This window comes from Deltaproteobacteria bacterium (assembly GCA_020848745.1).
Taxonomy (GTDB): domain Bacteria; phylum Desulfobacterota; class Binatia; order UTPRO1; family UTPRO1; genus UTPRO1.
In genome coordinates, this window is record JADLHM010000098.1 from 151,359 (window position 1) to 167,286 (window position 15,928).

Sequence of the window (15,928 nt, forward strand, 5' to 3'; positions counted from 1 at the left end):
CTGCTGTCGAGAGGGTTCCGCTCATCCATGGGGGGTCTCCGAACCTTGCGGCGGACGGGCAGTCGTCAATCCGACCGAGCTTTGAGCTGCTTCGTATCGTGCTTCGTGAACGGCGCACCGTACGTGGCTCCCCAACACCGGCCATTGGTCGCCTGCAACTGCACGGTGAGCGCCGGGCTCAACGGCGCCAGGTCCGGCATGGCCAACGCGCTGCCCGAGGCCTTGAGTGCGATCTTCGCGCCGCCGTCCGGTCCGCCCCTGAGATCGAGTTGCAGGCGCCCGTCCGATCCGAACGACAGGTCACGATGGCGGAAGCCGCTCGACGACACCCGCCAGCACGGTGCCCCCGTGCAATCGCTATGTGCGGGCAAGGGGATTTCGAGGATGGGGTGATCGGCGCGGTAGATGCAGAAGGTATGGGACGTGCCCCCTGGTGCGGTCGGTACACCGAAGTCCGCGACCGCCGTTGCGGCTCCCTTGGTCCACTTCCATTGCACGCCGTCCTTGCGGTCCTCCGCTGCGTTCCTGAGCGTCAGGAACGCTTTGCCGATGGCGATGGGTTGCCGGCACCCAGCCAACGGGGTGGCGGCGCAGGCACCATTCGGCGTCCGAACCGGTGTCGGCGTCGGGCCCGTCGCGGGCTCGCAGGCATCGCCGAGGCCGTCGAGGTCGTCGTCCTCCTGGTCGATGTTCGGGACGTCCGGGCAGTTGTCGACGTGGTCCGGAAGCTCGTCGTCGTCCGCGTCGGCCGCGGCCGTGACGACGAGCTCCTGGTGACACGCCGCACCGTTCGGGCAATCGCCGTCGCTGCGGCACGCGCCGTGATCACGCCGGCAGAGCTCGTCGCGACAGAGCTCTCCGGCCCCGCAGTCTGCGTCGTCCGTGCAGCTCGTCGGGCTCGGGTCGAGGCAACGTCCGCCGCTCGTGAGCGCGACGCCGTCACCGGTCGGGTCGGCGAGCGGCGCGGCGAGTCGCTGGAAATCCTTGCCTGCGCTCACGCAGACGGCAGGGGCCGTGCAGCTCGCGTCGCTCGTACACGGCCCCTCGACGCGCTTGCAGACGTTCGGTCCCGGCTCGCAGAAGTTGCCGGCTCCACAGGAACCGGGAGCATTCGGATCGCACGGGATACCCAGGCTTCGCGTGCAGCCGCCGGGTGGCACGAAGCAGGTGCCGCCGGCGCAGTCGGCGTCGCTGGCACACGATTCCCCGGTGGTGGTGCAGATGCCGGCGCTGACCGATGCAATGGGATGCAGCACGGATTCCGCGCCGGCCGCCGCGACGCGCATCGTACGCCCGCCCGTGCGCATGGCACCGCCGCCCGCGCCCGCCGCCTGGCGGACGTTGAGGACCTGGAGCACGAGGTCGCGGGTGTCGCCGTCGTCGTTCAGGTCGGCTCCCTGGTCGGCCTCGAGCGTCAAGAAGCGCACCGTGTCACGGCCGACGCGATACGGGACACGCGGGTCGCAAGCCTCCAGGCGACACGGTGTGACCGCCGAGCCGGTGTCGATGATGCTACCGGTCGCGGCGTCGTAGACCCGCAGGACGTCGTCGTCGGCATCGCCATCGGCATTGAGGATCGTGTCGCCCTCGGCGGCCTCGCTGGTACGAAAGGCGACGAGCTCGGCGCCGGGGGCGCCACCGACGACGATGTCTTCCGCAGCGACCGCGCGTGGCGACGTGGTTGCGGCCACCACCATCGCGGCGGCGGCGGCATCGTAGATCTGCAGTACCCTGTCGCCGGTGTCGGCGTCGCCGTTCAGCGATCCCGCTCCTTGCGAGGCCTCGCTCGTCAGGAACGGGACGAGCGGACCCGCCACGGCGAGCTCGTCGGCCGCTTGCCCGACGTTCACCCACGGGCCGCCCGACCGCGCCCACACGTGCACGACGGCGTCGCTCGCATCGCCGTCGCCGTTCAGCGCCACGCCCGAGCCGGCTTCGCTGACGAGCGCGGCGACGTGCGCCGACGAAAGGGCCACGGCGGTCGCCGCTCGTCCCAGGTTCTGGACGGTGCCGCCGCTCCAGAGATGGACGACGTCGTCCAGCTGATCCGCGTCGCCGTTCAGGCTCGGCGTGTCCGCGGGGCATCCCGCGGCGGGCCCCGCCGCCTCCGGGCGCAAGAAGGCGGCGGATCCCTCGTGGGTCGTGACCTGGGTAGCCGGGCACCGCGGACCGACGACGATTCCGGTGGTGCCGTCGAGCACTTGCAGCACCGTGTCGTCGAGAACCCCGTCGCCGGTGACGTCGTGAGCGAGATCGAGGGGGGCTGCGGTCCGAACGAACACGTCCTGGGATGCGTTCGTATCGCCTGCCACCAGGTTCGTCGCCTCGTTCCCGAAGCCGGCGACGCGGCCGCCGTTCGACACGGTCGTCGCGTGCGATTCGCCATTGGACTCGGCATGCGTGGGTGTGAGGGCGACCCGGTGGGTGAGGCGCGTCTGGCGATCGTGGACGAAGGCATCCTGCACGCCGTTGGTGTCGTTCGGAACGAGGTTCGTGGCGGTGCTCAGGAAGGACACGAATCGGCCATCGCGCGAGAGAGCGATGTCAATGCTCATTCCATTCGCCTGCTCTCCCGCCGTTCCGATGCTGACCCGATCGGTCTTGCTGACCCGCCGGTCGCGGACGAACACGTCGAACACCTGGTTGGTATCGCCCGGCGTGAGATTGCTCGCCATGCTGAGGAAGGCGACGACGTTCCCGTCTGCCGAAATATGCGGTTGCCCGCTCACATGGTTGGCCCCACCGCCATTCGGATCGACCGAAACGACATCGGTCGATCCAGTGTCGCGGTCGAACAGGTAGATCTTGTAACCGGACGAGCCGGCGACGAGGTTCGACGCGATGCTCAGGAACGTGACGAACCGCCCGTCGTCGGAAAGGTCGGGCTGCTGGCTGTTGTTGTCGGGCTGCGCGCCGCCAATGCCGCGGCTGACGCGCTCCGTCGTTCCGCTACCACGGTCGCGCACGAAGATGTCCTGGACGTCGTTGTCCAGCCCGACATCCTCGGGAACCAGATTGCGGGCATCGCTCGCGAATACGACGAACCGGCCGTCGCCGGAGATCGCGGGGCTACTTTCGCACGGCAGATCTCCCGCGGCGCCGCCGGAGTTCTGGCTTACGAGCTCGGTCGTGCCGGTCGCGCGGTCGCGCACGAAGGCTTGCAGCATGCCGTTCGATCCCGCGACGAGATTCGTCGCGTTGCTGTAGAAGGCAACGAACCGGCCATCGGAAGAAATGGCAGGACGTTCGCTGTCTCCATTCGACTGCCCCCCGCCCGTGGCGACGCTCGCACGTTCGATGGCCCCGGTTTGCAGATCCATGACGAAGACGTCGCGCGCGTTGTTCGTGTCGCCGGGAACGACATCGCTCGCGGTGCCGTCGAAGGCGACGAAGCGCCCGTCGGCCGATACGGCAGGGATTCGGCTCTGTGAATTCGCGGGTACGCCGCCCAGGTTGCGGCTGACGAGGATGGTTGTCATGGCGGCATTCGCGAACTCGGGCGCCCGTGTAAACGCCAGTCCGTTCGAGACGGTGAAGCTTCGCCCGTCGATCACCGGAGCGGCGTCGAGCGCGCGTAGCCCGGCAATCGGCACCTCGACGGCGGCGCCGCTCACACGAAATATTCGCAATAGAAGATCGGCGACGTCTCCATCGCCATTCTGGTCGATGTTCGCTTGAGAGGGCTCCGGCTCGAGCGCGGCGACGACCTCGCCTTCCGCGGCGACCGCCGGGAAGCTGAACGGCGGCTGGCGGATGCGTGCCACCGCTCGCCCGAGGCTGCCGCCGGCGCCAGTCGGGTATAGGGCGCCGGTTTGCCGATCCCCGAGGCGCAGCACGTCGTCGACCGCGTCGCCGTCGCCGTTCAGGTCCTGGTTCTCGATCGCCTCGTTGAGGACGAAGGCGTTGGCAACCGTGGTCTGGGCGAGGCCGTCGAGCGGCACCGGGTCGAGCGCGGCGAGCGCGAAGCTGCCGCACTGGCCGAGCGGGCACTCGGCGTCGCTCGCGCACGACGCGAGCGGCGTCGCACCGCCGAGGCAGGCGCCGAGCCGCAACACGACCGGGCCGACGGCGGCGAGGAGGCGATCGCGGAACTCGAAGAGACCCTCGCGGCAGACGCCTCCCGGGCAATCCGCACCGGTCATGCATGGGCCCGTCGCATTACCGCCGCCCTCGCAGGTGAACGCCCCGCACGTGCCGTTCGGGCAATCGCCGGCCGTTGCGCACGGCAGCCCTTCCGCGTCGCCGCTGGCGCAGGTGAGGATCGTCGGGCTGCGGCGCGCGATGCGGAGCACGCTGCCTGGAGCGTCGGCGGTGCCGAAGAGCGTCACCGCATCGCCGGCACTCGGATCCGCCTGCGGCTCGAAGACCGGCGGCAGGCGGGCGCCCGTTGCCGTGAACGATCCCAGATAGGCGTCGCCCGGCAATTGCACCGGTTGGCCGCTCGTGGCGAACGCTTCGGCGAGCGTCGCGCCGCGCAGCAGGCGCGCGACGGGTACCTGGTCGCGGTTCACCAGCACCCCGCGCATGTCGACCGGCAGCAGCAGATTGCCGTCGGCGTCGGTCGTGAAACGGAGCTCGTCGACGGTTCCCGTGCACGGCGGGCTCGGCGTCGTGCAGAGCGCCTGGAAGTCGTTCCGCGGCGGCAGCGCGGTGAAGCTCGGGAAGACGTCGTGCGGGATCGGCGCGCACGCGTCGCCGGTCGGACGGAAGAAGCGGTCGACGCACGCGAGGAGGCCGGGGACGTCCCCGCACGCTGCGCTCGCGAGCTCGCAAGGCAGATCGGCTGGCGCGCCCGTCACGGCGAGCGTGAAGGGACCCGTGAGCGTCCGGTCATCGTTCTGCCCGGCGGTGCAGGCGCCGCCGCCGCACTCGCTGCTGCGTAGGCACGGCGCGCCGGGCGTCGCGCCGCCGGTGCAGGCCGCGAAGAGCCCGTCGGTGTCCGGGAAGCGGAAGCGCAGATGGTCGGGGTCGGGCACGACGAGGTCGGTCGGCTGGCCGCCTGCGTTGGCCGTGACGCAGGTCGCGGTCGCGACGTCGCTCCGCGCCTCGCAGCTCACGCGCCGACTCTCGAGTGCGGCACAGTCGGTCGCCAGCACGACCACGTGGCGCGCGCCTCCGGGCGGCGTGAAGACGAGCGTGACGACCTGGTTCGCCGCCGGCGGCACGAACCCGGGCGACGCTGCATGGCACACGGGGTCGCGGCTCAAGTGCACCCAGTCGCCCGGCTCCGCGAACGGACGGTTGGTGGTGGCGAGGGTGCTCGCGAAGGATTGCTGGGTTCCGGGAATGACGTCGCAGGTCGCGTGGGCGGCGGACGGGTGCGTCAGGAGCGCAATGACGAGGAGCGCTACGGCACACGTGATCCTCGGAAACGGATGCCGGTCGGGGTGCCGCGAAGGATCGTCCAGGGGGCTCGGCACAGGAGCGTCGGTGCTACCCGGTTGGATCGAGATCGGTCAAGGCGCGTGTCTGCCGGGTGTCTACCGGGCGGTTGGAGGCGTCGGCCCGGGCGCGCCGTCTGTCGTCACCAGATGGGTGACGCTCCGATCTCCCGGCCATGGTCTCTGAGCGCGATGCCGGACGGGCGGTTGCTGGATCTCTTTCCGATGGGCGTGGTGACGCTGGATGTCGAGGGGCGCCTGCGAGCGGCCAATGGCCTGGCGCGGCGCATCCTCGCCGAGGGTGAGGGCCTGGAGCTGAGGAGCGGCAGGATCGTCGCGGCGCGCCGCCAGGATGCCATGGCGCTCGCGCGCTTCTTCGAGGACGCCTGCCCGAGCGCGACGGCCGAGGGCCTCCACGTGCGCGGCGCGATGCACGTTTCGCGCGATTCGCCCCGGCCGAAGCTGACGGTGCTGGTCGCCGATACGCACGGACGATCGGGGGCGAGCGCAAGCGGGTTCGTGCTCTTTCTCCACCAGCCGGACGTCGCGGTGTCCGTCTGTGAAACCACCCTACGCACGCTGCACCGCCTGACGCGCGCGGAGGCGAGGATCGCGGCCCTGCTCGTCCGCGGCCACTCGGTTGCGAGCATCGCGGCCGAGGTTGGCAGCAGCACGAACACCGTCCGTACGCACCTGAAACGGGTGTACTCCAAGGTGGAGGTGGCGAGTCAGAGCGCGCTCATTCGTGCAGTGCTGAGTGGGCCGGCGGCGTTGCGACTCGGGTAGCGGCGGACAAGATTTGACCCCGTCGGCACTAGAGGCCACCATGGCCATGTGAAGCAGGCCAAGGTGTCCGAGCTAAAGAACAACCTGAGCCGCTATCTCCACTACGTGCGACGGGGAGGTGTCGTCCGCGTGTTCGATCGCGATCGTGCCGTCGCCGAGCTGGTGCCGATCGGGCAAGGCACGGCGAGCGGCAGCGACGAGCTCGACGGCATCCTCGACGACTTGGAACGCAAGGGCATCGTCCGTCGCGGGACCGGAAGCCTTCCGAAGGACTTCGTGACGCGTCGCTTGCCCCGCGCCCGCACGAGCGTCGTGGAAGCGTTGCTCGAAGAGCGGCGCGAGGGCCGGTGAGATTCTGGGATAGCTCGGCGCTCGTTCCCCTGCTGCTCTACGAGCCGGCGAGCGGCAGCGTCCGTTCGCTCCTGGATGAGGATTCCGCGATCCTCGCGTGGCGACTCGCTGGCACCGAAGTCGTGTCCGCACTCTGGCATCGTCGACGGGCTGGCGAGATCGACGAGGCCGTTCGCGTGTCGGCCGAAATGAGTCTGGCCGTGCTCGAGAAGGTCTGGACCACGGTGGAAGACGCTGCCCACGTCGATCGACGGGCGCGACGCCTTCTCGCCGTGCATCCTCTCCGCGCCGCCGATGCGCTGCAGCTCGCTGCCGCGTTGGTGGCCTGTGACGAACGGCCGGATGTCTTGGCGTTCGTCACGCTCGACGGCCGCCTGGGCGATGCCGCCCGACGGGAAGGCTTCGACGTCCTGCCTCGGCTCTGAGGCGGAAGAACGCCAAGCTGGGCGTTCGACGAGGCGACTCGTACCGAGATGACATCGGTTAGCCCGAGCCATGACGGCGAGACATGAATTCTCCGCGTTATAGCCCCGGCCGTCACCAGATGAGTGACGAAAGATCGCCGTCACGGCTGTAACGTCCACGCGACGACTTGGGCCACTCGATGCCCCCGCCCACACGCGTCGATAGAGAATCCATGCCGTTTCTGGAGGAAGACATGTCCGTCAGGCGTATCGTTTCGTGTGCGGTGCTCAGCTGTGTCGTGATCGCGCTGAGTCTCAGCATGTGTCTGCCCAATACGGAGGCTGCAACCGGATGTCCCGGCGCCCTCGTCTACCAGGCGGACAATACGAGCACGCTCGACGCTGGTTGGACGGCAAGCTTGCACGACCTGCCGGTCATTGGGTGGTCGCTCCGCATGGGGATCAGCGGCTGCGCGGGAAGCACGCTCGGCAGCTGCGGTGAGTGCGCGATCACCAGCCTGATCACGAACGCCGGCGGCAGCAATCGACGGTGCAGCAACGACACCTCGATCAAGTGCACGGACGACACGCCGTGTACGGGCGGCGGCGGTGTGTGCCGGTTCTACGCAACGCCGCCGAATCCCATCGCGGGCGCCGGTGTCGGCGCGTGCGTCGTGAACGAGGTGAACGGCAGCGTGAGCGGTACGGTGAACATCGAGTCGGGAGCGCTCGCGGCGTCGATCGGGCTGAGCTCGAAGATCTACACCGCCATCAGCACGACGCAGCCCTGTCCGAAGTGCGTCGGTGATGCCACACCGAACGACAACGTGCTCGCTGGGACGTGCAACGGCGGCGCTCGGAACGGTCTCGCCTGCGATGCCAATGCGACCTCGCCGATTCCCGATTTCGGCAGCACGAGCTTCGATTGTCCGCCGAGCGCATTCGACCTCATGGGGACGATGCCGCCGACCGTCGTCGCCGCGACGGCGGGCGCTTCGCGCACGCTTTCGACCGCGAGCCCGGTGTGCACGGGGAAGCCCGGCGCGTACTGTCACTGCGATACGTGCAACAACGGGAATGCGGAGCCTTGCTCGAGCAACGCCGACTGTCCCGATCCGGCCGGGCCGATCGGCCCGATCTGCGGCGGCAGACGTTGCCTCAGTGGTTCCAACAACGGTGCGGCGTGCACCACCCCCAGCGCATGCCCGGGTGGCTCTTGTGCGAGACCCGGCGAGCCGGCGAAACCGGACCGATGCGACGACGATACGAGCACGCCCGGGTCGGACTGCATCGACACGGCGCCGGTCGATGGCGAGGGCGAATGCGTCATCGGCCCCATCGAAACCCGGTGCGCCGCGCCGGAGCAGTATCGCGGGTGTCTCGGCCCCGCCGATTGTCCGCTGACGGGAACCTGCATCGCCGCGAACCAGCGATGCTACACGGGCGGCGGCGCCGTCGGCTCGTCGATCTCCGTATCGGGCACTGCGACGGCGCGCTCGGGCAACGCCTCGACCCCGACGAACCTCGGCAGCCTCTTCTGTCTGAGCGCGATGGGCGCGTCGGCGGTGAACAACGTCGTCGGACTTCCCGGTCTCGCGCGCATGAGCCTGAACGGCACGATGACCTATGCCGACGAGGTCCAGATCCAGAACGTCGGGCCGGCGACGGAAGTGAGCACCGACACGGGCGAGGGCGACGGCGCGACGGCCGCCGATCCCGTAGAGACCGCCGTCACGACGCCCGCCGGCGGCGCCGGCGGCGAGGTGACCGTTCTCGAGACGACGCCGCAAGGCGCGCCGCCTCCCGGCTTCACGGTGCTCGGCAACCTGGTGCAGATCACGGCGCCGGCGGGCTCGGTGAGCGATCCGCTGACGCTGGCCTTCCGCGTCGACTCGAGCGCGGCCGTGGGTCAGACGCCGGCAACCGTGGTGGTGCGGCGAAACGGCGTCACGGTCGCCGATTGCTCGGCCGTGCCGCCGGCGCCGATCAGCCCGAATCCATGCGTCTTCCAGCGTACGTCCGCCGGCGACGACATCCAGCTCGGTGTGTACACGTCGGCGGCGAGCGATTGGGACGTGATAGGCCCGGAGGTCGGGACGCCGACGCCGACCGTGACCGCGACGGCGACGGTCACGCCGACGCCGACCACGACTGCGACGCCGGTCGACCCGACGCCTACGGTGAGCGCGACGACGACGCCCACGGCGACCGCGACCCCGACCGTCACCGTCACGCCGACCCCGGTCGCAACCCCGACCGCGACGATCACGAGCACGCCCGAGCCGCCGACGCCGACCCCGACGGGCACCGTCACGCCGACGCCGCTCGCGACCGCGACGCCGACCGTCACTCCGACGACCGTCCCGCTCTGCGCGGCGGCGCCCGAGATCTGCCGGACGCCCATCGTCGGCGGCAAAGCATTCCTCGCGATCACGGACAAGACGCCCGACGAGAAGGATCAGTTGCAGTGGAAGTGGTCCGCCGGCTCCGCGACGAGCAAGGCCGACTTCGGCGACCCCGTGACCACCGACGACTACGTGCTCTGCCTCTACGACGGCACGGGTCTCCTCGCGACGCTCACTGCTCCGGCCGGTGATGTGTGCCCGACCAAGCCGTGCTGGGCCGAGAAGCCGAAGGGCTACCAGTACAAGGACAAGGCGGCGACGCCGAGCGGCATCACGCAGCTCCAGCTCAGCGAAGGCGCCGCCGGCAAGGCGAAGATCCAGGTGAAGGGCAAGGGTCTCGACCTGCCCGACGTGGATCTCTCGACGCTGACGTCGCCGTTGACCGTGCAGCTCAAGCCCGCGAGCGGCGGCGTCTGCTTCGGGGCGACGTATTCGTTCCCGCCGGTCATCAAGAACGACGGGGTCACGTTCAAGGACAAGGCGGACTGAGGGTGCGCAAACTACGTTCACTTGCTCGTGGGAGAAGTCGATGACCGAACGTCGTACCCCGAATGCTCCTGCTCTGGTCGTCGTGTTGTCGTTCGCGTATCTCGCGATGCTGGTGCCATCGATCGCTGTGGGAGGTGTCTGGGAGGGCGATGGACCACCAAGCGGTAGCGTGCTGTCCATCGCATTCGACCCGGCCGATACCGACACCATCTACATCGGTCCCGAAGTCGATGGTCTCTTCAAGAGCACGAACGCCGGCGTCAATTGGACTCGGGTGGATGGCCCTTGGGAGGCGTCCTCTGCACGCGTCTTCCTCTCGATCGTGTTCGACAGCGGCAATCCGGGCGTCATGGTGGCTTGCGTAGCGGCGGACATTGCCGCCAATGGCAGCGTTTACCGATCGACGAACGGCGGAACGACGTGGCAATACGCCGGCGTGTCCGGGTGTCGCGTGTTGGCGGCGGCCCCGTCGAGCCCAGGGACGATGTACGTCAGTCTCGGAAGTGGAACCGGGGGCATCAGGCGCAGCCTCGACGGTGGCGCCACCTGGAGTCTTCAGGCGTCCAACATCGGGTATATCTACGGCGTTGCCGTCGATCCGATGAACGCGTCCGTCCTGTACGCGGCGACCGGCGACAACGGGATCATCAAGTCCATCGATGGCGGTGCGAATTGGACCGCCGCGAACACCGGCGTCGCGACGACCCAACTGATTTCCGTCGCCGTGGACGCGACGGATCCCACCCATCTCTACGCGGGCACGGCGGATGGCCGGGTCTACGTATCGGGTAATGGCGCGTCGAGCTGGGTGCTGACGGGATCCGGGGTCGCGGGCCGGATCGTCAAGGCGATCGCGATCGACCCGACCGTCGGTACCACCGTCTATGTCGCCGGGTACGACGGCGTCGCGAAGAGCATCGATGGGGGCAACTCCTGGAACCTCGTTTTCGACGGAAGCTACGTGTTCACCATCGCGCTCGAGCCCGGCAATCCCGCGCGTCTCATCGCTGGCCTCAACAACTTCGGCGTCGCCATCACCGACGATGCCGGCGCGTCATGGGGGCTCGAAGGGCCGCCGTGGATCGCCAGGGGTGTGGCGTTGGATCCCTCGAACCCGTCGATTCTGTACGCAGCCAGCGAGGCGGCGAGGGGACTGTACCGAACGTCGGACGAGGGTGTGACGTGGCAGCGCCTTCCGATCGGTGGCCTCACCGACGACGTCTTCTGGGACATCGCGATCGATCCCAACGACAGCGACACTCTTTACGCTTCGGGATGGGGAGCCACCAACAAGTCCACCGACGGTGGTCTGACCTGGGGGCCAATCAATCTCGGCGGGCGTCGGGTCGAGCTCGCTCCGGGCGGGCTCTACGGGTATGGCGGCGCCCTCGTGCGCAGCGTGGATGGTGGCGCGACGTCGCAGAACATCGCTCCGCCAACGGGCATCGTCGAAGACATCGCCGTGATCGACGCCAATACGATCTACGCAGCCGTCTTCAATGGCTCCTCGGGCGTGCAGAAGACCGTCGACGGCGGCGTGACATGGTCTCCTACCGCGTTCGTGGGGGATTCTTTCGCCGTCGCACCCGACCCGACCCAACCGAACGTGGTGTACGCCGGAAGCGGTAACGCGGTCTTCCGAACCAGTGATGGAGGCGCGATATGGAGCCTCGCCTTCAGCGTGGGCGGGGGAACCGTGGGGTCGCTGTGGGTCGATCCGGCCGCACCCGATCGCCTGTACGCTGCCGCCGATACCGCCGTCGTCGTGGCGCGGCTCGTCAGCGGGAGCTTCGTGACCAGTCGACACGAGCTCGAGGGTGCGCATGCGCTGGACATGGTGGTCGATGCGCCGGGAGGTCGGCTCTTCGTCGCCACCTCGGGCTCGGGTGTTCTGCGCCTGGTTCCCGTGTGTCAGGACGGTCTCCTCGACCCCGGGGAAGCGTGCGACGACGGCAACGGCTTCACCGGCGATTGCTGTGCGCCGTCGTGCGCCGACGAGGCCAACGGGAGTCCGTGCGAGGACGGCTTGTTTTGTACGGCGAGCGACACGTGCTCCTCGGCGGCTTGTGTGGCGGGCGGACCGCGCGACTGTTCCGCGACCTCGGGGACGTGTGCGACTGGTGAGTGCAACGAGGCGCAGGATGTTTGCGAGCCGGCGCCGCAAAATGGCGGCCCGTGCAGTGACGGCAGCGCGTGCACGACAAGCGATCAGTGCGTCGTGGGTCAGTGCGTCGGTACGTCTTCCCTGTGTGGTGACGGCAACATCTCGCCGGGGTGCCTGGAAGAGTGCGACGACGGCGGAACGACGGACGGCAACGGTTGCTCGGCCGGCTGTCACGTCGAGACGGGCTGGTCCTGCTCGGGGACGCCGTCGGTGTGCATTGCGATCTGCGGCAACGGGACCCTCGATGCGGGGGAAGCCTGCGACGACGGCGATCTCGGGAGTCTCGACGGTTGCACGGGAACGTGCACGGTCGAGCCGGGCTGGACTTGTCCCGGTTCGCCGAGCGTCTGCGCCGCGGTCTGCGGCGACGGCCTCCGGGTCGGGAACGAGCAATGCGACGCGGGCGACGCCGACGACGGCGACGCAGACGGCTGTGAGGCCAACTGCACGCTGACGCCGAAGACCGCGACGGATACCGCCGTGCCCGCGGGTACGGTGAGCAGCGACGTCGAAGGGAACGGGGCCACCGCGCTCGATCCGCTGGAGACCGGGGTCACGACGCCGACCGGCGGGACCGTCAGCATCACGCGTCAACCGACGAGCGGCACTGGTGGTGCGGGCTTCGGGCTCCTCGGCCAGGAGCTGATCATCACCGCGCCGCCGTCGACCGCCGCAGCACCGCTACGCTTCGCCTTCACCATCGATCCGTCGCTAGCGCCGGGCCTGACGCCCGCGAACATTCCGGTCTTCCGCAACGGCGCGGAGGTGCTCGCCTGCACCGGTCCCGCCGGGGAAGCGTCGCCCGATCCTTGCGTGACCAGCCGCGGCCTGCACGCGAACGGCGAGGACATCGAGATCGTCGTGCTGACCTCGGCGGCGAGCACTTGGACCTTCGCGGTCGATGTCTGCGGGTCGGCTCCACGTCTCGACTGTCGGATACCGATCCAGAGCGGTAAGGCGTCGTTCCAAATCAAGAACGCGGCCGATGCGGCCAAGGATCAGCTGCAATGGAAGTGGCTGAAGGGCGCGGCGACGAGCGGCGGCGATTTCGGCGATCCGACGGCGATCACCGACTACACGCTCTGCGTCTACGATGCGGGTGACCTGTATCTACGTTTGGCCGTGCCGTCCGCCGGCACCTGTGCCGGGAAGGCGTGCTGGGCCGCCAAGTCCGGGAGTTTCAGCTACAAGGACAAGGCGGGCGTCGCCGACGGCGTGCAGCAGTTGCAGCTGAAGGCCGGCGTCCCCGCTGGAAAGGCGAAGATCCAGCTGAAGGGGAAGGGCGGAGGCCTTGCGCTGCCGATACCCCTCGCCATCACGCCACCGGTCACGGTACAGCTCCGCGCCTCGAACGGCACCTGCTGGGGCGCGACATACAGCAGCCCAAGCAAGAACGATCCAGCTGCGTTCGCGGCCAAGGCGGATTGAGGATTCGAGGAACGAGGCCTACGCGAATGCTACCGCTCGACAGATACCTCCTCGAGGATCACGTCCTTGAAGACCCCGGGGTCGCCGAGGCGTTTGGCGGCATCCAGGATCTCGATCCCCGCAAGATGCCCATCCGCGTCGTAGTCGGCGGCGATGCCATCGGCGAGATGCTGCGTCGTGACGGGGGTGTCCTTGAAGCGGATGTAGAGCGCGTCGACGGCGTGGTCGTAGGTGATCTTCACGATGGCTCCTTCAGAAGAAGTAGACGTACACGGTCACGACGACGATCGCATCTGCCTCGTCGACGAAGATCGGCCGCACCTGCTTCATGCCATACCACTTCCCGTTCCAGTCTGCCTGGAATCGAAAGTCCGTCACACTGGATGAGAACGATGGCGCACGATTCAATGACGAAACGGATCGAGGAAAGGCTCTTCGGACATGAACAAGATGAATAGGAACACGATGAGCGTCACCATCTGCCGCCTCGCTGCCGTGATGCTGCTCGCAACGGCGATCATCGCGCCGCGCGCGCACGCCTACCGGGCGACCTTCACCGTCGACAAATGCCTCGCGGGCAAAATCAAGACGCTCGGCAAGGACGCCGCCGCGCAGACGGGGTGCCAGAGCAAGGCGGCGGCGAAGGACGACCCGCTCGCCGGCGAGTGCGTGACCAAGGCGAGCGCCAAGCTGACGGACGGTTTCGCGAAGCTCGATACGAAGTACCCGTCCTGCACCGGCGGCACCGGGAACGGCGCCGGGTTCGCGGCCCGGACGCTCGCGTACGGGGGCACCGTCGCAACGGTGGTCGGGTCCACCCCGGGCGGCAGCAAGTGCGACGCCGCGAAGAACAAGTGCGTCGGGAAGTACGTCGCCGGCATCACCGGCTGCTACGCGAAGGCCGCCGGCAAGACCGGCACCGTCGACAACGCGCCGGGCGGGTGTACGGCCAAGACCGCGGCGAAGCTCGTCGATGGCCTCAAGGGCTGCCTCGACAAGGGCGCCGCCGCCGGTGACTGCGCGAACCCCGGCACCCAGGGCACGACGCTCAAGGCCGCCGCCGACGTCTTCATCGACACCCAGGCTTGCATCCTCGATCCGGCGGGCGCGCTCGCGCGGCCCGAGGATCCCGTCGTGCTCACCGGCGCCGACATCGCGAGCCTGAACGGTATCGCGCCGGCCGACCTCGTGGCCTTCCGCTACGACGGCGGATGGGAACAGGTGCCCGTGCAGGTGGACGAGCGCGCTGTCGTCAGCTTCGATGACGTCTACGACCACGCCGGGGGCAGCCCCTGGTGCGGTGGCAACTGCGGCGGCGGCTTCACCCGGCTCGACTACACGGACGCCGGGACCTTCACGGGACCCGATCCCGACGCGACCATCGACGCCGACGACGAGATCGTCTTCATGGCGGCCGACGCGGGAGCGGCGAGGGCGGGCATGGCGCCCGCGCCGGCGGACGTCGTCGCCGGTACCGGCCTCGAGCTCACGATCGTCGACCCCCTGAGCTGCGGAACCGGATACGTCTACCTCTTCCAGCAAACCGGCGCGCTCGATCCCTCGGCCGGCGAGCAGTACGTGACCTACGATTTCGACCTGCTCTCGGGGCCGTATCTCACGACGTACAACCTCACGACCGATCCGAACCCCGAGGACACCACCATCACGACCGACGTCTACGCGCGTCACTTCATCGACCGCTGGGTGCAAGACGAGCTGCACATCGTCAAGGGAGGCGCGACCGGCGTCGACATCCTCGACCGCCACAAGACGCAGTTCTGGCCCGACAACTGCTTCCGAACGGAGGACTCGTTCACCGGCCGCGACGGCTCGACCGACATCGAAGGCGCGTTCGTCGCGAACCGTGCCGGGCCCGTGCGCGCCATCCGTTCCTATGTCGGCGCCAACAGCGGGCCGCGCTCGCAACGCCAGCACCTCTACTATCGCGGCCGGGAGGACGAGACGAGCTTCCTGCGCGTGCACGGTATCCCCTCGATCATGGTCTTCCACGACTACAGCGCGGCTGCGTCCGGCATGACCTACGCGAACGACAACAACCCGAGCGGCGTCACCATCGACGGCACGCCGGACGTGGTGACGCCGGGTGAGCTCGATTGGGAGCTCGTCACCGGCCCGCAAGGCTCGCTCGTGGTCGCGGGCTGGGTCGAAACGAATCTCACCGTCACGCTGACGTCCTTCTACCGCGACGACGCGAGCTCGATGAATTGCACCGGCGACGACACGTCGTCGTTCGGCGCGAGCGGCGCCTACGTCGACGGCGGCATCGCGGACACCGAGCCTTTTGGGCTCGGCAACTACCTGAACGGCATCCGCGTGCTGTACTACGACGCGCCGGGGCTCACCGCGGCGGACGCCGCGACGCGCAGCGCGTGGGCGCGCACGCCGCTCGTGCCCGTCGCGAGCGCGTGGCCGTGATCGTTGTGAGGGCTGATCGGCAGTTCCTCGAGTTCGTCCGCAGACGAAGTCGCCACGACACCAGAGCGCGGAGAATCGCAACAT

The 15,928-nt window shown here is 68.6% G+C and carries 8 protein-coding genes; 6 read left to right on the plus strand and 2 right to left on the minus strand.

Annotated features, from left to right (window positions below; all coding sequences use genetic code 11):
- Positions 1-65: 65 nt before the first annotated feature.
- Entirely contained in the window at positions 66-5,420 is a 5,355-nt protein-coding gene (locus tag IT293_14590; GenBank protein MCC6765882.1) for a PD40 domain-containing protein, read from the minus strand.
- 153 nt (positions 5,421-5,573) lie between these two features.
- Between IT293_14590 and IT293_14595 the strand changes: the two genes are divergently transcribed.
- From IT293_14595 to IT293_14615, 5 genes are all read left to right on the plus strand, one after another.
- On the plus strand, positions 5,574-6,167 hold the full coding sequence (locus IT293_14595) for a hypothetical protein (protein MCC6765883.1): 594 nt from the start codon (positions 5,574-5,576) through the stop codon (positions 6,165-6,167).
- Positions 6,168-6,230: 63 nt separating this feature from the next.
- Positions 6,231-6,518, plus strand: coding sequence for a hypothetical protein (locus IT293_14600; GenBank protein MCC6765884.1), 288 nt, complete (start codon positions 6,231-6,233; stop codon positions 6,516-6,518).
- A gap of 122 nt (positions 6,519-6,640) precedes the next feature.
- Positions 6,641-6,943: a hypothetical protein gene (locus IT293_14605; GenBank protein MCC6765885.1), complete on the plus strand. Its 303-nt coding sequence runs from the start codon at positions 6,641-6,643 to the stop codon at positions 6,941-6,943.
- A gap of 233 nt (positions 6,944-7,176) precedes the next feature.
- Positions 7,177-9,816, plus strand: a complete 2,640-nt coding sequence (locus IT293_14610; protein MCC6765886.1) for a hypothetical protein — start codon at positions 7,177-7,179, stop codon at positions 9,814-9,816.
- A gap of 40 nt (positions 9,817-9,856) precedes the next feature.
- On the plus strand, positions 9,857-13,408 hold the full coding sequence (locus IT293_14615) for a hypothetical protein (GenBank protein MCC6765887.1): 3,552 nt from the start codon (positions 9,857-9,859) through the stop codon (positions 13,406-13,408).
- Between the two features lie 29 nt (positions 13,409-13,437).
- Here IT293_14615 and IT293_14620 read toward each other — a convergent pair whose 3' ends face one another.
- Positions 13,438-13,650: a DUF2283 domain-containing protein gene (locus IT293_14620; protein MCC6765888.1), complete on the minus strand. Its 213-nt coding sequence runs from the start codon at positions 13,648-13,650 to the stop codon at positions 13,438-13,440.
- Positions 13,651-13,849: 199 nt separating this feature from the next.
- Here IT293_14620 and IT293_14625 point away from each other — a divergent pair, with 199 nt between their 5' ends.
- Positions 13,850-15,844: a hypothetical protein gene (locus IT293_14625; protein ID MCC6765889.1), complete on the plus strand. Its 1,995-nt coding sequence runs from the start codon at positions 13,850-13,852 to the stop codon at positions 15,842-15,844.
- The last annotated feature ends 84 nt before the right edge of the window (positions 15,845-15,928 follow it).

Excerpts from the sequence above, each read along its gene's own strand:
- IT293_14610 (MCC6765886.1), top strand. The coding sequence starts at position 7,177 with ATGTCCGTCAGGCGTATCGTTTCGTGTGCGGTGCTCAGCTGTGTCGTG.
- IT293_14615 (MCC6765887.1), top strand. The coding sequence starts at position 9,857 with ATGACCGAACGTCGTACCCCGAATGCTCCTGCTCTGGTCGTCGTGTTG.
- IT293_14595 (MCC6765883.1), top strand. The coding sequence starts at position 5,574 with ATGCCGGACGGGCGGTTGCTGGATCTCTTTCCGATGGGCGTGGTGACG.
- IT293_14625 (MCC6765889.1), top strand. The coding sequence starts at position 13,850 with ATGAACAAGATGAATAGGAACACGATGAGCGTCACCATCTGCCGCCTC.